The following is a 26974-nucleotide window of genomic DNA, read 5'->3' as shown; positions in this document are numbered from 1 at the left end:
AGATATGAAACATAACATAGACAACCAGATATTACGAAAGTTGAATATGACTGCGAGGAAGTTATATAACAGTTCTGCAAGGTCTACCGCATGGCGGTTGCTCCTCATGGTGATAGTCGTGGGTAGTCCCATGACGTCAACGGCAGGCGTCGTTATCACAGGTAATGTCTATGGCGGCGGTAACCTAGCCGACGTGGGGCAATCTGTCACGGTGAACATCTCTAGTGGTGTAGTTGAAGGTGATGTATATGGTGGTGGTGCAAAGGCTCATATTAATATGGATAACTGGGTAAACAATGCATTCACTCAAACATATCATGCGGTAACCTTAACTGCGGGTACGTCCCTAGTAGGTTATTATTACATGTCGGGAGGCAACTACACTGCCTATACGGAGGGTACAGCGGAAGCAGACGAAACCTATTATAAGAAGACAGAAACCAAAGTCAATATTACTGGTGGTGAAATCAAACAAGATGTCTATGGCGGTGGACTGGGTTATGATGATTCTGATAACGACGCGAATGACGTTCCTGCGAATGTCTATGGTGATGTCACTGTTACTATGACTGCCGGAAAAGCTCGTGATGTATTTGGAGCCAACAATGTATTAGGTACTCCCAAGGGAGTTATTGCGGTTAACATCAACGGTACTGCAGAGGATGGTGTCCGGAATGTTTATGGCGGTGGTAACCAAGCCACATACGAAGGAACCAGTACAACGGTAACAATGACTGCCGGAAAGGCTGTAAATGTTTATGGTGGAGGTCTGAGTGCCAATGTATCAGGTTCGGTGACTGTCAATATCCAAGGTGGCACAGTGACTACCGATGTCTATGGTGGTGGTGCGTTAGGCGATACGAATATCGGCAATGCAACAAACTACGGACAGAACGATGAGACTATTAATCCAGCGACTTATACGACTACAGTCAATCTGACTGGCGGTTCAATCGGACATGACGTCTATGGTGGCGGTCTGGGACGAAAGGCAGCGGATGCCGTAGAAGCTCACGGAGAGCCCGGTGACGATGATTACCAGCCTGCTGTAGAAGCGGTCACAGCTGTTGATGCCAAGGTATATGGCAATGTGACCGTCAACATCGGTACAGCGCCTGTATCTCCATCAACTACTCCTACAGGAAATGTCTCTATTGGTGGCTCCGTGTTTGGTTGTAACAATGCCAACGGAACTCCTAAAGGCGATGTTCTTGTTAATGTGTATAAAACAGCACATACAAATGGAGACAACAATAACCAATTCCCCGACGTCACAAATATTGATTTGGAGGACTTAGATGAAAGCAGTGAAGCACGCTATGCCATCAAAGCGGTTTATGGCGGTGGTAACCTCGCTCATTATACGCCAGTGGCACCGACTGGTAGCACCCCCCATAGTACCACGGTTTACGTTTATGGCTGTTCTGAAAACACAGTAAAAGCAGTTTATGGTGGTGGTAATGCTGCGAATGTCGGTACTACAGGAACAGGGGCTATTGCTGCTAACACCAACGTCATCATCGATGGCGGACGCTTCTATAACGTGTTCGGTGGTGGTAATGGCGCAGGTGATAACAATCCTGGAGCTAATATCTATGGCACCGCTAAAACAGAAATACGAGGCGGTCTTTACAATCAGGTATTTGGCGGTAGTGATAGTAAGGGTAATATTACCAATGTGGCTTTGTCAATTGAGGACAACTGTAATGATTATCCCCTGATGATCAACGAATCGTTTGGTGGTGCTAACATGTCGGATCTGACAGGTAATATTACAACTACTCTGACCTGTAACGGAAACATGACCGTAGGTAGTTTCTATGGAGGTTCGAATCAGGCAGACATTACTGGTAATGTCACTCTTAACGTTTTTGGTGGTACCTTTACCAATGTTTTTGGTGGTTCAAAGGGAATAACTCCTGCAGCAAGTGCCACTCAAACTGAGAGAGAGGCAGCATCAGCAGACATCTCTGGCGATGTCACCCTCAACCTCTATGGAGGAACTATGGAGAACGCTTTTGGTGGCAGCAATATCAACGGTAGAATTCATGGTAAGATTACCGTTAATGTTCTTGACAATGAAGGCACATGTCCGCTAAATGTCACTAATAATATCTATGGTGCTGGCAACGTAACACCCTACGAGCCAGACTATACGCCAGCCAGTGGTACTGAACGCATCTCGCCTGTTGTCAACATCATCCACGGCACTGTCGCCAATGTCTTTGGCGGTGCAAAGGGTTCATCAGCAACGGTGGAAGCCAGTCCGCAGGTCAATATCGGCTACGATGCAACAACCATGGGCAACCTTGAAACGGAAAATTCGCTCTTATATAATCTTACACAAGACCCAAATTATACTTCTCAGACTACTCCCGCCAACTATGCTGCTATAGTCACTGGCAACGTATACGGTGGTGGTGATCTGGCTCAAGTATCAGGAAACACACAGATTAATCTGCGAAAGTCCAACTCATCAGTAGGCACCATCTATGGTGGCGGTAATTTGGCAGACGTATCGGGAAATACTGCTGTGAATGTCAATGCAGGTACTGTTACTCATGACGTCTATGGCGGTGGAGCTTTGGCCAACGTGGGAACAGGTGGCAATACCCCCACCACTCATCAAGTCACCATTGCAGGCGGCACAATCACTGGAAATGTTTATGGTGGCGGTTTAGGACGATTGGCTGTGGAAGATAATCCGGCTACAAACGAAAACGAGGAAGTATCTGCCATTGCAGCCCTCGTCAATGGAGCAGTGACTGTTACTGTCAGTGGTGGTAAAGCCACCAATGTGTTCGGTTGTAACAATATCAACGGTGCACCTCAGAGCACAGTAACAGTGAATGTGACGGGAACAGACTCCCCAACATCACCTGATATTTATACCATAAGTAATGTGTATGGAGGTGGTAATGTTGCTAATTACACAGGTACCCCTATTGTTACAGTATCTGGCAGTTCTTATGTTGAGAAGGTATTTGGTGGTGGTAATGAGGCTTCTGTAGGAGGTACGAACGTAACTATCAGTACTACGGCTAACACTGAGAGCGCCACTAATTCGAGAATTAGTAATGTGTATGGCGGTGGAAACCAGGCCGGTGTTACAGGCAATACTTTGGTCAGTATGACCTCTGGTAATGTATTGACTGCTATGTATGGCGGTTGTAATACCAGTGGAACGGTAGGTGGCACATCAACTGTGACGGTAACAGGTGGAACTATTGGTTCGGCCTTCGCAACAACGGCTCCTACAGCTCCCAATCCAATTCCCAATGTGCTGTTTGGTGGCGGTAAGGGATCTGCAACAAGCGTCACTGGCAAGACGACGCTGAACGTAGGAACAAAGACTGTAACGGGCGAAGGGGAGTCTGCTGTCACGAGCTACGCTGGAACAGCTAATATTTATGGTAACGTCTATGGTGGTTCTGAGGAGGGCGAGATTCATGCGGTAGATGTCAATCTCTATGGTAACACCATTTATGGAAATGTATTTGGTGGCGGCTATCAGACTGCATCGGGTAAAACGGCTGCTACAACAGTTAATGTAATTCTTGACGGTACCAAGTTTGATCGTACCTATACTGGTACGGCCCAGATATTCGGCTGTAACAACTTGGTGGGAACGCCATTAGGTCAGGTCAATGTGCATGTATTTAGAACGGCAGCTGCTTCTAACAACGACACCTATCATGTGGCTGCTGTCTATGGTGGTGGTAATGAGGCAGATTATGTGCCCACAACATCAGGCGTAGGAAGCACCCAGGTCATCATTGAAGGATGTAACCAGACAAGTATAGATAATGTATATGGTGGTGGTAATGCTGCTGCCGTCCCAGGTACAGAGGTGTGGATTTTAGGTTCTACCATTATCAACAATGTATATGGTGGAGGTAATGGTGAACGTGGTGCAAGCTACGCTGCCCATGTAGGTTTCCATCGCGAATCTGACTTGAGCACAACTAACTATAGCAGCGGTACTGGCAAAACAGAAGTCAACTTGGTGGCCGGTACAATCAATGATGTATATGGTGGTAGTAACAGTAATGGTGATATTCGTAATGGTGCAGACGTTAAGACTGCTACTCAATCTAGTTATACAACAAAATATGGCAGCACACCCACTCCTAATTGTTGTGACAAACTAGTTACTCAGCACATCTACGGTGGAGGTAGCCAGGCTGAAATGTCGGGCGATGTTAACGTCATCCTGGAGTGTATGCCCGATGACTATGTGGATGCTGTTTATGGTGGTGCTGCAAATGCAACTATTAATGGTAACGTCACATTAACGGTAACAAGCGGTAAGTTCGGACGTGTGTTCGGAGGTAATAATCAAGGTGGCAGTATCAATGGTACGATCAGGGTGGTTGCCAAAGAAGAAGGCTGTAAGCCTCTTGAGATTGGCGAACTCTATGGTGGTGGTAACCAAGCACCTTATTCTAAATATGGATGTGAAAAGGTTGGTGATAACTGGGTTCCTAATACCTCAGAAACAGAAGGGGCAGTAGACCATACAATCCCAACAGGTCAATCAGACCCAGTCCCCTATGCCATCGATGTACTTGTGGAGTCATGTACTTCTATCGGAAAGATTTTCGGCGGTGGTAACCTGGCCGAGGTTATCGGTAATACGCATGTGGAAATAAACATGTTCCATGGTAATACAACTGAGCCTACCCCCAGTACAAACCGCCCCATTGGTACAATCGGACAGGTGTTCGGCGGTGGTAACGAAGCCAAGGTTACAGGTAGTACAACGGTTGACATTGGTACTGACGGAGAAACCATTGACACTGAAACTAATACTGTACTTGAAGAACACAAAAAAGGTGTCGTTATTGCAAGCAGTGACCAATTCATTAATCCTGATTATAATCCTAATGATTTAGTAAATTACCCCTTAAGAAAAAGCATTACAGCTGGTATCTACGGAGGCGGTAATGCTGCTGATGTGGATGGTGATGCTGAGATTAATATTGGTACAGCACAACAGTCATTGGGTATCAATATCACAGCTGACATCTTTGGTGGTGGTTATGGTGAGACGACGACAGTCACCGGCAATGTGGCGGTGAACATCGGAACCAATGCAGGAACCAATGAATCTCCGAATTATGTCGGCTACGCTAACATCACAGGTGATGTCTATGGTGGCAGTGCCAAGGGTAAGGTAAATGCAACAAAAGACGATAATTGGGATAATACACATCTTGATAGGGTAACTGCGACAACAGGCAATAAGACTACCACTGTCAACTTCTATGGTGGCACCATTAGTGACACTAATCCCACCTCCAACAAGGGAAATATCTATGGCGGCGGCTATGGCAGAGATGACGAATCAGGACAATTAAAGGATGCAGATGTCTACGGACCCATCACGGTGAATGTGTATGAAGGCTGTAGTAGTACTGCAAATGTCAACAATCACGTCAACAACGTGTTTGGATGTAATAATCAGAATGGTACGCCGAAGAGCACCGTGGTTGTGAATATCAATGGAGGTACCGTTTCTCAGAGCGTATATGGCGGTGGTAACCAAGCTATTATGGATGGTAGTCCTGTGGTTAATGTCACGGGAGGAATCATTGGTACTGATAATGAAGGTGGTGCCGAATATGGTAACGTGTATGGCGGTGGTCTGGGTAGTAATGGAACAGGCAATCAGACAGATCTCAACAAGGTCAAGGCTGGTCTTGTGAAGGGAAACACTCGTATTAACGTCAGCGGCGGTACTATCCTGCATAACATATATGGTGGTGGTGCCTATGGTTCAGTGGGTACTTACACTTACGATAATAGTACAAGCATGCCGACTGGACTCGCAACAGCCAATACCGGTAAGGCCGAGGTATATATTACTGGCGGTACTATTGGTACTGATGGCAATGAAAATGGCATGGTGTTCGGTTCATCACGAGGTGATGTGGGTGCTCCTGATGCTATTCACGACAAACTGGCATGGGTATATGATACACATGTAGTTATTGGTGATACTACAGCAAACGCTACTGTCACGACCTCTACCCCACTCATCAAGGGCTCTGTATATGGCGGTGGTGAGAATGGTCATAATTACAACGATGCTTCAGTCCGCATCAACGGTGGTACTATCGGTATTGAATCTGGTTCACAGATTATTGATAATAATAATACTCCAGCTGATGAGTCTGACGACAAAACTTATACAGGTGCCGCTTACCCCTATCGCGGTAATGTCTATGGTGCAGGTTGCGGTACAGACAAGTACTGGATTGATGCAGATAATGACCAGACTGTCGATGACGGAGAAAAACATTACAATCCATTAGCAGGTATCGTACAAGGCAATGTCTTAGTTAATATAACTGGTGGACATGTTGTTCACAATATCTATGGTGCAGGTGCTATGGGTTCTGTGGGTACAGCTGATGTGGCAACCAGCGGTCTTACTAAAGTTAGCATCAGTGATGGTACAGTGGGTGTAAGCGGAACTGTAGGAGACGGTAACGTCTTTGGAGCTGCCCGTGGTTCTGCAGATGCAATAAGCAACGAATATGCTCTGGTTCGTAGAAATACTAACGTTACTGTAAGTGGTGGCACCATAAACGGCAACGTCTATGGTGGTGGTGAATTAGGCTGTGTGGGTAGATATGTCATTTCTAATGACATGAGGAATTTCTATTGGACAGATACTCCTCTCGACGACATAAACCCAGCAGACCCAACAACTTACGCTTACAACAATACTGGTGTTTGTAATGTGAACATCACTGGTAGTTCAGCATCCATCAAGGGTCATGTATTCGGAGGCGGTAAAGGTAAGGAAGATACTTTCTGGTGTGAGAAAGGTATCGCATACAAAACCAATGTCACCATTACAAACGGTACGGTGGACCATAATGTCTATGGTGGAGGTCAGGTAGGTCGTGTAGAAAACGATGCGACTGTGAAGATTGGACCTGACTCTGGAACAGGCTCACCTGAAATCAAGGGCGATGTTTTCGGAGCTGGTGCTGGTGTAGAGACACATGGTTACTCTGCTTTGGTTCGTGGTAACACTTATGTCACTATTCAGAGCTCTGCTAAGGTGCACGAGAATGTATATGGTGGCGGTGAGTTAGCTGCTGTGGGCAAATATTATCTGGTTGATCAGGCATATTTGGATAGTCATTCCGGAACCGCATTAGAGATTGGAATGCCTTATTCATTGGTAGACGAAAACTTAGGCGTTTGTAACGTCACCGTCAAAGGAAGTGCAGAAATCGGATATAATGGCACAGGCCACTTGTATGGCGGAGGTAAAGGAAAGGTGCCTTCATTCTATCTCGGTAATACTGTATCATTATCAGATACGACTCAAATGCCCAAGCGCATGATGAGCTATAATTCAGCGGTCTATAATAACAATGCAGACAATCCAATCAAAGACCTTTGGGGATATACTGATGCAAGTCACAATTATGTATGGGAGTATTTTAACACAAGGGCAAAATATCATACATTCCTTGAGACGCTGGCCTTAGCTACCCGTACGGTAGTATCTGTTGAAGGCAGTGCCAAAGTCAATGGCTCTGTCTATGGAGGTAGTGAGAGTGGATTTGTACAGCACAATACGTCTGTAACCATCAAGGAGAGCAGTACGATTGGTAAAAGTACAGGTGGCACAGTCACAGGTGGTGACGTCTATGGCGGTGGACTTGGTCTTGAGATATTTGAACATGCAGGACGAGTGAGTGGAAATTCCACTGTCAACATCAATGGTGGTAACATTCTTAACTCTGTCTATGGTGGCGGTGCCTATGGTGTTGTCAAAAAGAATGTGACTGTCAACGTAAGTGGCGGAATTGTTGTCAACGATGTGTATGGCGGCGGTGCATTGGCTGATACGAATACAGAGAACTGGAATGCTAATGGTTATGAGGCGGTCAGTGGTCTCACTGCTGATGTGTCTGTAGTGACTGGACTTTATACAGAGTCTGGCGGTAGCTATACATTAATTGAAACAGAGAATCAGAAAGCTGCATCTGGTACCACATATTACCAAAAAGGTACTTGGGCAACAGATATGAATGACGCAAGTACGGGTACTACATACAAGACCATTGTCAATCTGAATGGCGGTATCGTAGGTAATGCTTATGGTGGTGGTCTTGGACGAAAGGCTGTAGCCGGCAGTGATGCCGTACCAGCTCATGGAGAACCTGGAGATCCAGATTACACTCCTGGAACACCTGAGGTAGCAGCTGTTTCAGCCGTTGCGGCTATGGTTTATGGCGATGTCACAGTTACTGTTAATGGTGCTAAGTTCCATCAGGAGACTGCCGAAGAAAAAGAAAAGGTCAGTTTCATTGACGGGAGCGAAGAGCGAACTGATGTTCCAATTACCAAATACGGTCGTGTGTTCGGTGCTAACAATGCCAACGGAACGCCGAAGGGTAACATCATGGTTAATGTTAAACGAACCATTCCTGAGGAGGATAACGTAGGCCATCGGTATGGATATTATGAGATACACTCTGTCTATGGTGGCGGTAACCTTGCTAACTACCTGCCAGCCGACGGTAAGAACACACAGGTTCTGATTGAAGGTTGCGATGAGACCAGTATCGAGTGCGTATATGGCGGCGGTAACTCTGCTTCTGTACCCCAAACACTTGTCACCATCAACGGAACATTTGAGATTGGTATGATTTTCGGTGGAGGTAATGGTGATGATCCTGTGAAAGATGCATCAGGTACTTGGGGACCGAACCCTGGTGCTGATGTCATAAAGATTGGTGGTGTAGCCGGTACTGGTACCATCAATGCCAAAGGTGGTACGATTCGCTGGTTGTATGGCGGTAGTAATAAGAAAGGACTATGCGGTCACATTCAAGAGAACCTCGATCCAGACCCGAACCTTAATTGTCCATTGAAGATTACGAACGTGTATGGTGCAGGAAAGAATGCCGATGTAGAAAGTGTGTTCATTGTAGCAAAATGTCCTTCATCATTCGGTGAGACTGTGGAGTATCTCTATGGTGGATCCTACAACGCTCGTATCAGTGGCGATGTCACCATGACCCTTATCGGCGGTCAGTATAAGAACGTCTATGGCGGTAACGATAGTGGTGGTAGTATCGGTGGTGATATCACTATTAATATCCAAGAGACCTATGATTGTGATCCCATTATTATAGGTAATCTTTATGGTGGCGGTAACAAAGCAGCCTATCCAGGTACTGGTTCGACAAACGGCTCTATCACCATAAACGTCAAATCATGTACCCATATTGGCAATATCTTTGGAGGTGGATTTGGAGGTGAAGCAACCGTGAATGGAACAACTCAAGTGAACCTCAACATGACGAAAGGTCTCTGGGCCACTGACAAGAACAACGTTCCATTTGTTCTTTCTAGAGATAAAGCGGATTTTGATGGCAAGACTAATGAACAAATAAAAAATGCCATTGAAGCAGAAATACCTAACATTGAGGTGGTAGACCTTACCAATGCAACATTTGACAGAGAGAAGTATACTATTAAATGCAAGGTTAAGAATGAATTAGGAACCATCGGTAATGTATATGGCGGCGGCGATGAGGCTGCTGTAAACGGTACGACAACGGTAAACATCGGTACAGAATCATCAGTTGCCATCATGCAGCATAATAGTGATGGTGTACCTGTTAAGAATAATGGTACAGCAGAAAGCCCGGTATATATTCCCATCTTTGATAACGATGGCAAACTTATATCTGGCTATACCTATGCCGATATTGCCTATACTTCTACCCCTGTTCTCGGAGCTAACATCACAGGAAACGTCTATGGTGGTGGTAACAATGCTAATGTAACAGAAAAAACCTATGTGAACATCTGTGCGAAGGAGAACACTACAACACATGAATATGAGAGTGTCACGTTAGCATCTGGTGCTGTAGGTGTCACCATTGAAGGTACTGAACGACATGGTGTCTTCGGAGGTGGTAATCTGGGTATTGTTGAAGGCGAAACCTATATCCATCAAGGTGGCGGCAACGTGAACCAAAGTGTGTATGGCGGTGGCTGTGAGGCCGACGTAAAGGGTAACACATATGTGACGATGCTCGATGGCTATGTGGAAGACGGCGTGTATGGCGGCGGTCTCATGGGTTCGGTAGGTACGGTAACTGCAAGAGAAACACTTCCAACAGGACATCCTACCCATGATGGTTGTCTTGGTGGTAAGCCTAAGACATTTAAAGCAAATACCGGTAAGTGTACCGTCGTAGTCAGTGGTGGCCAGATTGGCCCCGATGCTGCAGCAAATAATGGTATGACGGCCAATGAAATCGTAGACGTAGGCTTCGTGTTCGGTGCCGGTCGAGGTGACGTAGAGAATCCTGCCGTTGACCCCGATGTTGATTTCCACACTTACGTCAATGAAACCGAGGTGACCATCAAGGGCACAGCTCTCATCATGGCTTCTGTCTATGGTGGCGGTGAGAACGGACGTGTTCGTGGCAATACGCTTGTGAAGATTGAGGGCGGACAGATTGGTTGCGGTAATCTATCATTAGACAACGGCAAAGCCAAGCCATACAACGAGAATCAGTTCATTGATCCGACTACAACTCCAGTAGCTGTTGGTAATGCACTGGCCGAATGTTCACACTGGGACTACGGAAGAAATACAGGTACAAGCGAATCTCCCAATTGGGTGTATGAAACTTATGACCCGTATGCTGACGATGCACCTTCTCTCTATCCTGGTGGAAGCTCTGCGCACCCGAGCGACGGTAAGACCTATTATGGTTGTGTGTTCGGTGGCGGTTCCGGCTATTATCCCTATGTGAAAGCAACATCCGGAGGAAAAGTTACGGACTACGATTGGCTTCCCTCAGCAGGTGCCGTGGAAGGCAATACGAAAGTGCTCATTTCCGGTGGTCATATCCTGACTAACGTTTATGGTGGTAATGAGTACACTGACGTGCTTGGCTCTTGCACTGTGAAGATGTCGGGCGGAACACTCGGCGTGCCCCGTACCGTTGAACAGATTGCCGCTCACCCGCTCACCTGCTATCTCTTTGGAGCCGGTAAGGGTGACCCGCGTTCACACTTCAATGGTATGACGAATGTGGGCAGCGTGAATGTGGAAGTCTCTGGCGGTATTATCTACGGTTCGGTCTTCGGCGGTGCCGAGGATGGTCACGTGGTGGGTGATGTTGATGTGCAGATCAAGCCTGGAGCCGTAATCGGTACCTGGGGTACCTCCTATGTGGACGGTAACGTCTTCGGCGGTGGTCGTGGATTCTCTGGTGAGAATGTGCTGGCCGGTAATGTGGGCGGAAATGTCACCATGACTATCAGCGGCGGTACGATGATGGGCAGTATCTATGGTGGCGGACGTCTGGGTTCTGTAGGATTGAATACAAATGGAACCATGAAGGCTGATGTGGCGGACGATGAGTCAACCCAAGATGTAAACGAATCAGCGAGTTACGGACATGTTACCATCAACATTACTGGTGGTACGATTGGTAATACGAATGAATACAAATATATTGCTCCAGACGTAACGGGTGCTGCTCTGACAACAGCCACCGCCAATATGCCGAATACCTTGCTTGAAAGCAACAACCGGCTGAAGCATACCAAGGGCGGTAACGTCTTTGCCGGCGGTATGGGACGCCGCAAGAAGTTGGATAATGTAACTGACATTACAAACTGGACGAAGTTAGGTAATGTGAAGAGTACGAAGCTGACCATCAGCGGCGACAATACCTGGATTATGGGTAATGTCTATGGTGGCGGCGAGTTCGGTGCAGTGACAGGCAGTCATACCTCTGCCGAGAGCAGGACTGTAGGCACAGAGATTATCGTTACGGGTGGTACCATCGGTACGGAGATTACCGGAGCAACACCAGTGAAGGAAACCGTCTCTGTTCCTGATAATGGTAACAGTAGTGTGAAGTACACCTTCGGTAGTATTTATGGCGGTGGCATGGGTGTGGAAGAGCACGATGACAATGACAACCATGGTGGAAGCGTGACCAGCAACACCTCTGTCAGCATCAGTGGTGCTAACACCAAGGTGCGTGCCAGTGTCTATGGCGGCGGTGAGATGGCTGTCGTGGATGAAAGCACTTACGTGACAGTGAGCAACGGTGAGATTGGTCGCAACGAGGTTCATGCTAAAGACGGATCGGAGGATGAAGGCTACGTGATGTTTGGCGGTGCCACAATGGGTAATGTCTATGGAGGCGGTAAAGGCCATGTTGACCATACGCTTGCTGGTCTGGTCAAGGGCGATACGCATGTGACTATCAGCGGTGGTAGCATCTACCATAATGTATATGGTGGTGGCGCCCTTGGTTCTGTGGGCACATTCACTTTGGCCGACAAAGTCGCCTATATCCCTGACGGTGTACCCCTTACCCCATGGACCAGTGGAGGTACAGCCTATGTGACCATCACTGGCGGTACCATCGGTATCAGCGGTCGCGACAATGGTATGGTGAACGGATCTTCACGAGGTGACGTGGCTAAGCCTGTAGAGGCTAAGATGGGTAATCCATCAACCACCATAGATAAAGACCCCTACGACAAGGTGGCATGGATTAAAGAATCCAGGGTTACTATTGGCACCGATGGTTCAAGCTCGGGTCCCATCATCAAGGGTTCTGTTTATGGTGGTGGTGAGAATGGTCACAATGCCGGAGATGCTTATGTAACCGTTTATAGCGGTACTATTGGTATTGCTGACAGTTCAGATCCTTGGTACACCTTTACAAATGACGAAGTGAAGGAAAAAGCCACTATTACCCGTGGTAATGTATATGGTGCCGGCTGTGGTACAGACACCTATTGGGATGATGCTGATAACGATGAAGTAGTTGATGCCGGAGAGGAGCATAATAACTTATGGGCTGGTATTGTAACTGGCAATACCTATGTTACCGTCAGTGGTGGCAGAGTGACGAATAATGTCTATGGCGGTGGCTCCATGGGATCTGTGGGAACGATTACCAATGACATCGACGGTACTACATTCCAGCACAGAAGTGCAGATAAAGCGGATCTTAAGCAGGCAACGACATTGTATGACTTCGGCCTCAGCTGGCCTCTGGAGATTACGTATGGCAGTAATACAGGTACAGCCAATGTCACGATCAATGGTACAGCCCAGATTGACAATTATGTATTTGGCGGAGCCAGAGGTAAAGTCGAATTTGGTGTTAGCGATATTACCGAGCACCGTTATGAGGAAGCGAAGTATGCCAATGTCAGAATGTCCAAGGTCGTTATCGGCACGGAAAATCAGAAAGACCATTCGAAGCCCACTATCCGTACCGTCTATGGCGGCGGTGAGGACGGACACGTCATGGAGGATGCCCAAGTCACTATCCATGGCGGTACGATTAACCGTACGGTCTTCGGTGGCGGTAAGGGTACTAGCACTTTCAAATCTACACTGTGGGATGCTAAAAACGAAGGTCATAACAAGAAAGATCCCAATGATTCTTCGAAGGACCTTGTAGAAGATGTTCATAGCTGGACGGCCGGTAAGGTCTATGGCAACACCAAAGTTACAATCAACAACGGCAACGTGGGTTGGTTCGTCTATGGCGGTGGTAATATGGCTTCTGTGGGTAAGGGTAACTACTCTGGCGGTGTTGATGATTATTCTAAAGCGGGTTATGGTGAGCTGCCTTCTGCCGATGGTAATCTATGGACAACATCTACTGCCTCAAGTGAAACCAAGGATTTGCCATGGCACTTCCTGAACAGCGGTACTACTACGGTGAATATTCTGGGCGGTACTATTGGCACTGGACTTGATGAAGACCAAGGTGCTGATGCCTTTATAGATGCTGATGGCGTGCCCTATGGCTCTGTGTTTGGCGGCAGCCGTGGTAAGGCCGCTGCAAGTTGTAGGATTTCGCCACGCTACAGGTATGTGCCCGACTTCTTCATGGGCTATGTCAATAAGACCATTATCAATGTTGGTGGTACCTCGACTGACGACATTTCTACCAATAGCCCCACTATCAAGGGTTCTATCTATGGCGGCGGTCAGGACGGACATGTGCGCAACAGTACCGAGGTGCATATCTTCAATGGTAATATCACTGGTCAGTCGGCAGAAAACGATCCCGCAGGCCGTAGCGGCCATGTCTTTGGTGCTGGCTCAGGTATCGGTACCTATAAGGACGGTAACCTTGACAAGGTGAACAACTCTTCAGGCTCTGTAACTTGCACCGCAACTGTTGAAGTTAACAACGGTAGTGTTCATGGTAACATCTATGGCGGTGGTGCCTTGGCATCTGTTGGTCCTCCAAAGACACCAGCACAGACGGACGACGAGTTAAAGGCAGCATCAGGCAGTCATAAATCCTATACTTACACGAAGGTCGACATCAAGGGTGGCAACATTGGTGGCAACGTGTATGGTGCCAGCCGCGGTCCTGGTGATTCGTACCTTGATAGTAATCCACATTTTGACACTACCGACGGAGAATACGATGCCACGAAGTACGCTACCGACATCTGGTCTTTCGTGAATGTCACTGGCGGTACTGTTAGTGGTTCCGTATATGGCGGCGGCGAAGGTGGTATTGTGAAGCATGACACCGAGGTCAGCCTCACTGGCGGTACCATTACAAACGATGCCTACGGCGGCGGTAAGGGTACGAAGTACATTGATGCCAATGTAAATGGTAACACCACTGTGGAACTGAACAAAGAATTGAATCCTACAGATAAAGGCTGTATCGTGAATCGTATCTTCGGCTGTAACGACTACAAGGGTACACCGAAGGGTCACGTCTTAGTGCATGTCTATGCTACGCAGAATAAAGATGCCAGCAAGGCGACCATTGCAGACAAGTTTGCATTAGACGACGTGAATCTGTCAAGCGTTAATACGACAGATGATCTTAAAAAGATTCTTGCAGACAAGATAAAGGTGGCACAAGCCATCAGCATGAATGTAAGTAGTTATCAGTCTGTCTATGACAACGCAAGTGCTGTAGAGGCTCTAAAGACTGCTATCACTGGTATCTCTTCTGATATCAAGACTAACGCAGATACTGATGAGAAGATTGCAAAAATCAAGGCTTTGAGGTATGATGTGATAGCAGTGTATGGCGGTGGCAACCTGGCTCCTTACAAGCCCTATGGCCCTGCTAAAGATGATACGCCAGCTGACTATAAGGCTACCACAGAAAGAACCGAGGTTATCATCGACGGATGTCAACTGACCAGCATCAAACAGGTGTATGGCGGTGGTAATGCAGCCCCTGTTCCGGCATCGTATCTCGAGGTAAATGGTACCTACGAGATTGATGAAGCATTTGGCGGCGGTAATGGTGCCGATGAATACGAATTTGATGACAAATGGTATCAGAACCCAGGTGCCAATGTGGGTTACTATAATTATACCACTGTCAGTACAACTACCGAAGGACATGATGGATCTACAAAAGCCAAGGCATATCCAGCTGTTGAAAACACAGATGCTGCTACCAAGGAGTTGAGACAACAGAACTATAGTTACGGTTCAGGTATTGCCACTACTGAGATTAAGGGTGGTAAGATTCACAACGTTTATGGTGGTAGTAACAAGAAGGGTAACATTAGTACCACTGCATTGTCAATGTACGAAAGTATGTATGATGACTGTCCTATCGACGTGGATGAATCATACGGTGGCGGTAAGGATGCTCCTATCGACGGTAATGTTGACTTAAAGATGGAATGTGCCCATGGTGTGAAGGAGATGTTCGGCGGTGCTAAGAATGCTGACGTCAATAGTGACATTAACCTGACCATCACCAACGGCTCTTCACTGGAACGTGTGTTCGGTGGTAACAACACCAGTGGTGCCATCGCAGGTTCTATCACCGTAAACATTGAGGAAGGCGGATGTGAGCCTATTAGAATCGGTGAACTGTATGCCGGTGGCTATCTCGCCCCCTACTCTGTCTATGGCTATCCTATGGGTGGTTATGGTGTCTATGAGACTGAGAACATAGATTACGGTGGTGATATCGGAACCATTGCACAACGCATTCCACATACTAAGGAATCGTATGAGGCATATAAAACCAATATTCTGACCCTAAAAGCGGCAGATGAAGAGAAATTAAAAGATTCTAGTCTATCTGAGGAGGAGAAAGCGAATATCCAATTAGAGATTAATGCCTTCGATGCTATTCTCAATTCTTATCCCAAGAAGGACCCACGCATCAATGTAATCTCTGCAACGAGTATTGGCAACATCTATGGTGGTGGTTATCGTGCTAAGGTAGTCGGCAACCCGCATGTCAATATCAACATGACAAATGGTAAAGTGGAGGTTGAAGACAAGGGAACTGGTGATACTCATGACTGGCAAGATGCCAATGGAACCCAATACAATTCTTCTGAAAGAACGACCACATACTATGTCATCGTTAACGACGAGAGAAAGGAAGTAACGAGAGTTGAAAAGACTAATAGTGACGTAATTCCAGAGCCTACTACCGATTATGAAGAAACAGAAGGTGGTAACACATACGTATATAAAGATGCTCTGGGTGCACTCTACAAACATACCTTAGTAAAAACGAGGTATTGGGTAGAACTTCCTGTCGGTGAGATTGGCAATATCTATGGTGGCGGTAACTTGGCAGACATCGTAGGTGATACTTATGTGGAAATTGGTACGGGTAAGTGGCTGACATGGGATGCCCAAGGTAATCCTGTATGGGAGACCACAGATGCAAGCGGCCATAAGTACACAAGTAAGCAAACAGGAAATGCCGTTAATTATACTCAGGCAGAATGTAGTAAGCAGAATGCTGAGTTAAGAGGTTATATTCCCAGTGGTGTAAAGCTTACGGCTGAGCAGGCTAGTGCCGTTAATACTACCTTAAAATTAACTGGTGAAAACGTTTATGTAGAAAACAGCGTGATTTACACTGAAGATGCAGCCCTGTATAATGCAACACTAACTGGTTATTGGTCTACTGCTACTGTTAAGACACCTGAAGTATTATATCAAGAAGGTGACGAAATACCTACTGGTAAACAAATAGGTGACGTCAAGACGCCTGCTGTTTACTACACTCAGGCTGAATGTAATGAGCATAATAAAACTATCACTGGTTATATTGCCTGCGCTACAGCGCTTACAGCTAAGCAAGCCGTTGCCGTGAATGAAGCCATTGGTAGTACCTATGCTGCAGGTGCAACAATCAATATGGAAGATGCAGCAGCCTATATCGCTACATTGAATGGTCATATCTCTACAAGCGACGTTAAGACACCTACTGCTTGGACTTGGTACAAGGATGATGTTGCGCAGACATCCACTCCTACCCCAGCCCGCAACGCAGCTACCATTACCGGTAATGTGTTCGGCGGCGGTAAGGGTAAGGCCGACACCTTCCAGTGTGAGAAAGCCATGGTGGGTGTAGATGGCGATGGCATTGCGAATCCTGATGGTGGTACAAATGTCACCATTGCCAACGGTACTGTAGGAACCCTTGAAGACGGAAAACTGAAAGCGGGAACAGGTAACGTGTATGGCGGCGGTATGATTGGTCGTGTAGAGAAGAACACTATGGTAACCATCGGTGTCGAGGCAAATGACGCGCCCGTTATCTATGGTGATGTATTTGGTGCCGGCCAGGGCGTTGAAACTCATGGTTACTCGGCACTGGTACGTGGTAATCCAACAGTCATCGTCCAAAGCAATTCCAAGGTTCTTGGTAGTGTATATGGTGGCGGTGAGATTGCTTCCGTGGCCAGATATAAGGTCGTTGGCAGTGTGCCTGTTGCTTTGGCCAATAAGACCAGTGGCAACTGTAAGGTCATCATCAGAGGCAATGCAGAAATTGGCCCTGACAACATGAGGATGACTGCAGCTAACGGTCCTGACGACACTGGCCACGTGTTTGGTGCCGGTAAGGGTGTGTTGCCAAAGGTTTATGACTATGCTACAACAGGTTATGACGATTCGGATACTTCAGAAAAAGACATGCATTTGCCCAAGCATATGGTTGCTGGTAATACGTGGGAGTATTATACTAATGAAGCTGATTATCTCGGATTTATCGAGACGCTGGCCTTGTCATCCAAGACTGACGTGACCATCAGCGATAATGCATTTGTGAAGGGTTCGGTCTATGGCGGTAGCTTGAATGGTATTGTACAGTACAACACGCATGTAACGATTGAAGGTGACTGCCAGATTGGTCAAGGTCAAGAAATAACCACGCGCTATAAAGAGTTAAATATCTTTGAATCAAATACGCCTCCTATTAAGTCAGGCTCTGGTTCTGATGCTGTCTATTATGATTTGGAATGTGCTCACTGGGATTATGACAAGGACAGCGGTGCACCTCACGACCCGTATGCAACATACAAGCAAACGGTTGAAGGCAAGGACAAGTATTATTATGATGATAGCTATCAGGAATCTGCTTCTGCTAGAGGAGGTTCAAGTATTGCTAAGGATGGTCACACCTACTACGGCAACGTATTTGGTGGCGGTAGTGGTGTTATTCCATACGCTCCTGGTAAATGGCACCGTGCAGCAGGTGTGGTACGAGGTAATACCGTATTGGATATTACCGGCGGTCACATCCTGACTAGTATCTATGGTGGTAATGAACATACCGATGTGGGTATGTACGACAAGGACATCTATAACGAGCCGACGATACCTAAGTCTGGAGGTTTGTGTACCGTCAACTTCGGTGGTACGGCAACACTCGGTGTGCCTCGTACCTTGGAACAGATTGCCGCTCACCCCGTGACCTGTTACCTCTTTGGTGCTGGTAAGGGTGACACACGTACCTTCTTCAACACCTGGACGAACATTAGAGAAGCCGAAGTGAACATCACCGGTGGCCGTATCTATGGTTCCGTATTCGGCGGCGGTGAGGATGGTCACGTGTTGGAAAATGTAACGGTGAACATCAACGAGTCTGACTACACTGCCGATAACACCAAAACTCAGACGTTGATTGGTACCACCGGTACATCATACGTCGATGGTAACGTCTTCGGTGCTGGTCGAGGATTCACTGGTGATGCCATTACCGCAGGTTCCATTGGCGGCAACGTGGAGGTGAACATCTCGGGCGGTACCATGCTGGGCTCTGTCTATGGTGGTGGCCGACTGGCTTCTGTGGGTATCGGCTTCAACGCTGAGACAAGTTCTAACTATGGTCAGTTCACGGAAGATGTTAAGGATAATCCTGCGACAACCGATGTGGATGAGACCAAGACCTACGGTCACATCACAGTTAACATCAATGGCGGTACCATCGGTAATGATATTGAAGTTCTTACTAATGAGAGCAACAGCCACACCAAGGGTGGTAACGTCTATGGCGGTAGCATGGGACGACTCGAGCTGCTGGACGGAACAACTCCTAACCCGTTGTGGCCGCAGCTGGGTCAGGCAAAGACTGCTACCGTGAACATCAGCGGAACTGCCTTGATTAAGAGTAATGTCTATGGTGGTGGCGAGATGGGTATAATGCGTGACAAGACTAACATCAACATTAGCGGTGGCACCGTGAACCGTGATGTCTATGGCGGTGGCTATGGTAGTAGTATCACAGATGAAGGCTACAACGCTACTATTGAATCTGCTGGCCCGGACAACACGACAGTATTCTTCGGTTACAGCCCCATGAAATGGGCTGGTATAGTTGGTCAGGAAACCAATGTGAACATCAACGGCGGTAGAGTAAAGAAGAGTGTCTATGGCGGTGGTGAGATGGCATCGGTAGGTATCATCAACTATACGCTTAAAGCATGGCGTGGCACCAAGGAAGCTGCAGAGGCTGACGGTAACGTGGTATTCAAGAACCCCAAGACCAATGAGTATGCTGCTTACGCCACAATCGTCAAGCACGACGATGAGAACAACAGCTTTGCCCTAAGCTGGCCGTATAAGTACGAGTTTTTCCCTGGCTATGAAGGCAAGACCAACATAACCATTACCGGCGGACGTATAGGACTCACGAGTGCAGAAGATGAGAACAACCCATTTGCTGATAAAGACAATGGTGATGTATATGGCGGCGGTAAGGGTATTGCCGGTGACTACAATGACTATTTCTTCTGCGCAAACGTTGGCTCTTCGGAGGTTACTATCAACTATCCGGCAAATAACACTGCAACTCCGACAAACTACCTGAATCCGACAAGTAGCTCAGATACTAATCCTATGGTTGACTGTGTTGCCGGTGCCGTGTATGGCGGTGCTGAGAACGGACACGTGATGGGCGACACAAAGGTGACACTCACCAACGGTCTGATTGGTCACTCTCTCTATGGAGGTGGTAGCGGTAAGGGACAGTTCTCTACCTGGCTGACCATGATACCTGAAGAAAGGAGAACAATCGATACGAATACCGGTTCAGGCACGGCCCCGGAAAAGAAAGATGATCAGTATAAAGCCACCTGCTATAGTATCACAGCCGGTAAGGTATTCGGCAACACGTCTGTCGAGATGGATGGCGGTTATGTGATACGTAATGTCTATGGTGGTGGTAACATGGGTTCTGTAGGTAAGGGTAACTATGCCGGCGGTCCTGATGACTACTCTACTGCAGGCTATGGTGAGAAACTGACTGGCGACAACAAACTCTGGGATGGTGGTAATTACTTCAGCCAGGCCTTCTTGAACAGCGGTAAGTGTACAGTGAAGATTACTGGCGGTACCGTGGGCTATATCGATGTAACCAATCCTTCGAATAGCATGTATCCGAGGAATTCATCTGCAAGTCTGCCATACGGTAGCGTATTCGGCGGTTGTCGCGGTGAGTCTGCTCCTAACGTCTTAGAGTCGCCACGTTATCTCTACTGCCCTGAGTTCTTCGTGGGTTATGCCAACGAGACGGAAGTCATCATCGGTACCTCAGGACAAAGCAACGAGAATGCTGGTATGGCTAGTAAGGCTCCGCTCATCTTGGGTTCTGTTTATGGTGGCGGTCAGGATGGTCACATCCGCCGTGATGCTGCTGTGACAGTCTTTAGCGGTGAGATTGGATTGCCATTTACTTACGATAACAGATTGAATAAGTTAAAGACCATAGCTGCTGGAACCACGGAGGAACAGGCCGCAAGCATCACCGAGGATCTTGACAACCTGCAGTGGCTGGCTCGTGGTAATGTCTATGGTGCTGGTTCTGGTATCGGTATGTACAAGTACGACATCAACTATGATGGTGACTTTGGAGATGAAGTTAACTATACAACTCCTGGCACAAATCCAAGGACATCAACGCTGAAGGAAGAAGACCACAGTACCTCTGCCGGTTCTGTGACCCGCTTCACCACGGTGAACATCAATGGCGGTATCATCCATCGTAACGTCTATGGTGGTGGTTCACTCTCTACGGTGGGTGCACCAAAGATTCCTGTTACTCGAACAGACGATCCTGACCGAAAAGGTGCCACCGGCTCAAGAGGCGTAGGCTATGAGTCGCTCAACCGTGTGAACATCGCAGGAACCGTCGGTACACCTACAGACTACCAAGCCCACTACGGTGGTGAGGTCTATGGCGCTAGCCGTGGTAATGCGGAATTGGGAGAGAAATTCTCGAATACTGTATGGACAGAGGTGAACATCAAGAACGGTGCCGATGTCAAGGGTAACGTCTTCGGTGGTGGTGACTCCGGTCCTGTGAACCAAGACACGGAAGTGAATGTGGGTGTGTCGTTCAGTACTGGCGCTCCAGAAACCATGAGCTTCGAAAAAGCTGGTAGCAGTAAGACGTTCACCGTCACTACTGATACTAATTGGGAAGTATTCAGTAATGCTAAGTGGCTCACCGTCACACCTGTCAGCGGCAAGGGTGAAGGAGCAAGCGCTACCGTCACAGTGACGGCAGAGGCCAACACTGCTACTACGCCTCGCACCGCTACCATCACCATCACTGGTGCTGGCGATACAAAGACCATCAAGGTGACGCAAGCGGCTGCAACGCCGCCAAGCGGAGACTGAAAAGTGAAAGGTGAAAGGTGAAAAGTGAAAGGTGAAGGCTGCGAGTAAGCGAGAGTAGAGCCCGCTCGGTTATACCGCTTGCTACCGAAGGGACGCAAGAAATTGTTTGAGCTATGCCGAGCGAGAGCAGACTAGACCGAATGTCAAGAGTGGAAAGGGGGTGAGCAATCATCCCCTTTCTTCATGAAATAAAGAAATGATGAAAAAAAGTTATAAAGGATTAATCCTTTTGAGATGTGATACGTCTAAGAGGTGATAATTATCTTACATTAATAACAATTAAAAACCAAATGCAATGAAAAAAGTATTAATGATGATTGCCATGCTGGCACTTCCGTTTGCCATGCAGGCACAGACAAAGTTCCACGATGCAGAGCTCAGCGAGGCTCAGGGCGCAGTCAAGAAGATTAGCCAGGACATGATGGGTCGCCAGCAGGTTACCACCTTCAGCGAGGACGGTAAGATGCAGCGCGAGGGCATGACCGACGCTAAGTATGACGCAGAAGGCTATCTGCAGTCGGCAAAGATGTCGATGCGCGGTCAGGAGACCACCGTCACCTATAAGTGGAAGGACGGCAAGGTAGTGAGCCAGAGCATGAACATGATGGGCAACGACATCACCACCACCTATACCTATAATGACAAGGGTGCCATCGCCTCACAGTCGATGAACTTCGGTGGCCAGGAGATGGTTATGCAGTATACTGATTATAAGTATGATGCCAAAGGCAACTGGATTAGCCGCAAGACGAATATGATGGGTCAGGACATGGAACAGACCCGCACCATAGAATATTACGAATAATCCTTTCCCATTTAAAACACCAAAGAGGGGGCTGCACCAAGTGCAGTCCCTTGTTTTTTTTCAGGGGGCTTCCCCCTGAGCCCCTTTTTTGCAGGCAAAGTCCTGCATATTTCCCATCAACCCCAACCCCTTCTTCATAAGAAGGGGCTTCAACCCCTCCTCGGCTCCTCCCCTCTCCAGGGGAGGAATCCAACCGCGCCCCTAGCGCTCTTACACTAAGGTACCCTCGGACCATCACAGGTCCGGGGTGTCTTTTTATCGGCTACCGCACTCTTAGACTCCTAGGCTCCGTAGACGTCTAAACACGAATGACCATGAATTACTCATAAATAATAATTAAGCGGTAGCCGATAAAAGAGACATGGCTCACCCGTAGGGCGAAAGCTTTGTGAGCCATACCAAAAAAACTGACGAAGTCAGCTGGATGCCCTCCCTGGAGAGGGAGGGGGCCGGGGGTAGGTCGAGATCCCTTCTTACGGTAAGAAGGGACTAAGGGATGATGAGAAACAGCAGGGTTTACCCTGCAAGAAAAAGAGGATGGAGAAAAGAAAAGCGGAGGCCGAAGGGCTTCCGCTTTTGAATTAAAGATTCTTCTTGGGATAAAGGGCGTCCCACCACGTGGGGTCGTCCTTAAGCCAGCGGGCGAACCACGCCATCTGTGTGGCGAGCCATTTTTCACGCTTGCCGTAGTCGAGGATATGATGGTTCTCGCCCTTGACCTGAACGAGGGCTACCTCGCGGCCGAGGAGCTTCAGGGCGGTGAACATCTGCAGGCTCTCAACGAGCGGCACGTTGGTGTCGGCATCGCCATGCAGCAGGAGCAGGGGCGTGTGAATCTTGTCGGCATTGAACAGGGGCGACTGGTCCACATAGAGCTGGCGATGGCTCCAGGGATAGCTGTTGGCCATCGACACCTCGCTATAGTTATAACCCCAGTAGCCATGTCCCCAGTAGCTGGTATGGTTGGCTATGCCGGCATGACTGACGGCACAGGCGAAGATGTCGGTGACGGTCTGCAGATACTGGGTCATGAAGCCGCCGTAGGAGGCACCCATACAACCAATCTTCTCGCGGTTGATGAAGGGATGAGCATCGCAGATCTTCTTCACGCCTTCGATGATATCATCCGCCGGTCCACGACCTGCGGTGTTAACATGGCGGGAGGCCCACTCCTGGCCAAAACCGGTGGCGCCGCTGGGTTCTATGATATAAGCGACATAACCGAGGGAGTTCCACAGCTGCGGAGCGTAGGGAGACTCGAAATAACGGCTCACGGGCGAGCAACCACCATAATAATATACTATCATGGGGTATTTCTTCGACGCGTCATAGTCCTTGGGCAGGTAGAGACGACCATAGACGGTGTCGCCCTTGCTGTTGGTGAAGTTCCAGTCCTGGCAGGTGCCGAGTTCGACATCTTTGAGGGCACTTCGGCCATCAAAAATAAGGTGAGAGGTGAAAGGTGAAAGGTGAGAGTTTGCTACCGCCTTTGAATTCGCCTTTGAGTTGAGTGTCAGGACGTAAGCAGAGGCGGGAGCCATGGTGTTATAGGCCAGATAGCTGAGGGTGGTGGCGTGGTTGGCCATATCGAAACGGTAGATATCGTCGCCAGCAATGGGCAGCTGGGTAATCTTTCCCGTCGTGGGATTCAGCTGATAGAGGTAGACGTAGTCGCGACACTCGGCACGGAAATAGATCATGCCGTCGGCCTGTGACCAGACCACTTCGCCGTCGATGTTAGGGTCGAAGTCCTTGGTGAGGGGCGTGACCTTACGGGTGGCGAGGTCATAGAGGAACAGCTCGTTCTCGGTCATGCTGGGGGTGACGTTAGCAGGCAGCTGACAACCAATACGGTTGAAGGCCTCGGGGGTGCCTACGAAGAGGAGCTGACGGGCATCGGGCGAGAAACCGGCACCGCCCAGAAATTCTGCATCGAGGAGGACGGTGTCGGTACGGAGCGTCTGGGCATCGATGATATAGTAATTGTTGACATCGGTGGGACGGCGCTCCAAGCGGGAATGGGTGGAGGCGACAAGCAGCTGACGACCGTCGGTAGAGATGTCCAAGAGATACTCGCCCTTGCTGCCAAAGGTGATGCGCTGGCAGAGGCCGCTCTTGATGTCATAGCGCTTCAGATAAGAGCGTGAGCGCCAGCCTGGCTGACGATCGTCCATCTCAAGAACCTGATAGACATCGGCATCCTCTTTAGGACCTTCTTCTGAGCAGAAGAAGATGAGGTAGTCCTCGGTGGGACTGATGGTATAGCTCTCACGGGGGATGTCATAAGCCCAGCGGGTGCGCTCTCCAGTGAGCGGGTCCACCTTATAAAGCACGCGCTTGTCGCCCTGCCACTCCTCGTCGATATAGGCAATGGAGCGAGGCATCCAGGTCTTGTTGCCGTTGAGGTGCTGCAGCAGTCGCAGGTTCTTCACCTCTCGCAGCTCATAGGTCCAGAGGCTCTTGCCACCACGCTCGGTGGTCTGATAGCTCACGATGATGAACTTGCCATCGGCCGAGAGCGAGACGCCACGCACCCGCTTGCCATCGGTGAGGTCGTGGACCATGTAGGGGTGGGATTTGAGAGGTGAAAGGTGAAAGGTGAAAGGTGAGAATTGAGAGGTGAAAGGTGAAAGGTGAGAGGTGAAAGGTGCGCTCGAGCTTTGCTCGCTTGCTACCGAAGGGACGCAAGAAAGGTGAGAATTGAGCGTCACGCTGATGCTATCCGTGTCGCTGGGCTCAGCGAGGAACTTGATGGCGAAGGTGTGGTGCTCGGGGGCGAGGGCCAGGTCGGAGCCGGCCTCCTGGCCATCGATAAAGAGCTTATAGTTCTTGGGACCTTTCACTTCTATCTTACCTTTGAGGTAGTCGCTGTTGTTGAGGTAGAACGACAGGAGGCCGACGCTCTTGCTGTCCTTCAGCGAGGGGAGCACCCGGCCGCTGAAGGTGGTGGTGGACTCGGAGGTGAGGGGCAGGTTGGACAAGAGGCTTTTCTCGTCGAACTTCTTGCCATTGACATCGACGGTATCGGTGCCGAAGGGGGTAGTTACGGCGAAGGGGCCGGAGAGATTGAATTCCTTTACTACAAAGGTGGTGTCTTGGGCTGAGACAGTGGTGGTCAGCAACAAGAGGGAATAAAAAGCTAGTTTTTTCATTTGTATATTGTTTTTATTATTGCCCGCAGGAGAACCTGCGGGAAGTGCACGAGAACTGCATGCGGGAAGTGCACGAGAACTGCAGGAGAACCTGCGGGAAGTGCACGAGAACTGCATGCGGGAAGTGCACGATAACCGCAGGAGCGGCGGGCACGGTTAGGGCCGCAGTTGCCAGAAGGCGACGGCGGCAGCGGCAGCGACATTGAGGGAGTCGACGCCATGGGCCATGGGGATGCGGACGACATAGTCGGCAGAGGCGATGGTGGACGTAGGAAGACCGTCGCCCTCGGTGCCCATGATGATGGCGAGGCGCGGCTCGGTAGTCAGGATGGGGTCGTCGAGGGGTATGGACTTGTCGGTGAGGGCCATCGCCACCGTCTTAAAGCCTAGGTCGGAGAGAGACGAGTAGCTGTCGAGCCATGTCCAGGGCACCAGGAACACCGAGCCCATAGACACCCTTACGGCCCGTCGGTTGAGCGGGTCGCACGACTGACGGGTGAGCAGCACGGCATCGATGCCCAGGGCTGCCGCCGAGCGGAAGATGGCTCCGATATTGGTGGTGTCGACCACACCATCGATGACCACCACACGACGAGCTCCCTCAAGGACGTAGGCGAGAGGCCGTTCCTTGGGTCGGCGCATGGCACAGAGCACGCCCCTCGTCAGGGTGTAACCCGTGAGCTGCGCCAGGAGGTCGCGGTCGCCTGTATAGACGGGGATATCAGGGTAGCGGTCGATGATATCGGCCGCATCGCCGGTGATATGTCGTCGTTCGCAGAGCAGGGACACCGGCTCGTAGCCAGCATCGAGGGCCACACGGATGACCTTGGGGCTCTCGGCGATGAAGAGTCCTTTCTCGGGGGCGAGGGTGTTTCGCAGTTGTGCTTCGGTTAGCTGGCCGAAGACCTCCACGCCTGGGTCACACAGAGAGGTTATTTCTTTTATCATAAAGGTCACACAGAAATCACGGAAATCATAGAAAATTTTATCTCACACAGATATCACAGATAACACAGATAATTTATGTCACACAGAAATCACGGAAATCACAGAAAT

The 26974-nt window shown here is 48.8% G+C and carries 4 protein-coding genes; 2 read left to right on the top strand and 2 right to left on the bottom strand.

What is annotated here, in order from left to right:
- Positions 1–4: 4 nt before the first annotated feature.
- Both Q0R57_RS06090 and Q0R57_RS06085 read left to right on the top strand, forming a co-directional pair.
- Positions 5–21961, top strand: a complete 21957-nt coding sequence (locus Q0R57_RS06090) for a BACON domain-containing protein (protein WP_294744708.1) — start codon at positions 5–7, stop codon at positions 21959–21961.
- A gap of 295 nt (positions 21962–22256) precedes the next feature.
- Positions 22257–22766, top strand: coding sequence for a hypothetical protein (locus Q0R57_RS06085; protein ID WP_294744705.1), 510 nt, complete (start codon positions 22257–22259; stop codon positions 22764–22766).
- A gap of 581 nt (positions 22767–23347) precedes the next feature.
- Here the strand turns inward: Q0R57_RS06085 and Q0R57_RS06080 are convergent.
- Both Q0R57_RS06080 and Q0R57_RS06075 read right to left on the bottom strand, forming a co-directional pair.
- Positions 23348–25918: a prolyl oligopeptidase family serine peptidase gene (locus Q0R57_RS06080; protein WP_294744701.1), complete on the bottom strand. Its 2571-nt coding sequence runs from the start codon at positions 25916–25918 to the stop codon at positions 23348–23350.
- Positions 25919–26074: 156 nt separating this feature from the next.
- Entirely contained in the window at positions 26075–26866 is a 792-nt protein-coding gene (locus Q0R57_RS06075) for an RNA methyltransferase (protein ID WP_294744698.1), read from the bottom strand.
- Between the last annotated feature and the right edge of the window lie 108 nt (positions 26867–26974).

Origin of the sequence: uncultured Prevotella sp. (genome assembly GCF_946407605.1) — a bacterium.
Lineage (GTDB): Bacteria > Bacteroidota > Bacteroidia > Bacteroidales > Bacteroidaceae > Prevotella.
Note: the sequence above shows the minus strand (reverse complement) of the source record. Positions and strands in the feature narration are given on the sequence as shown.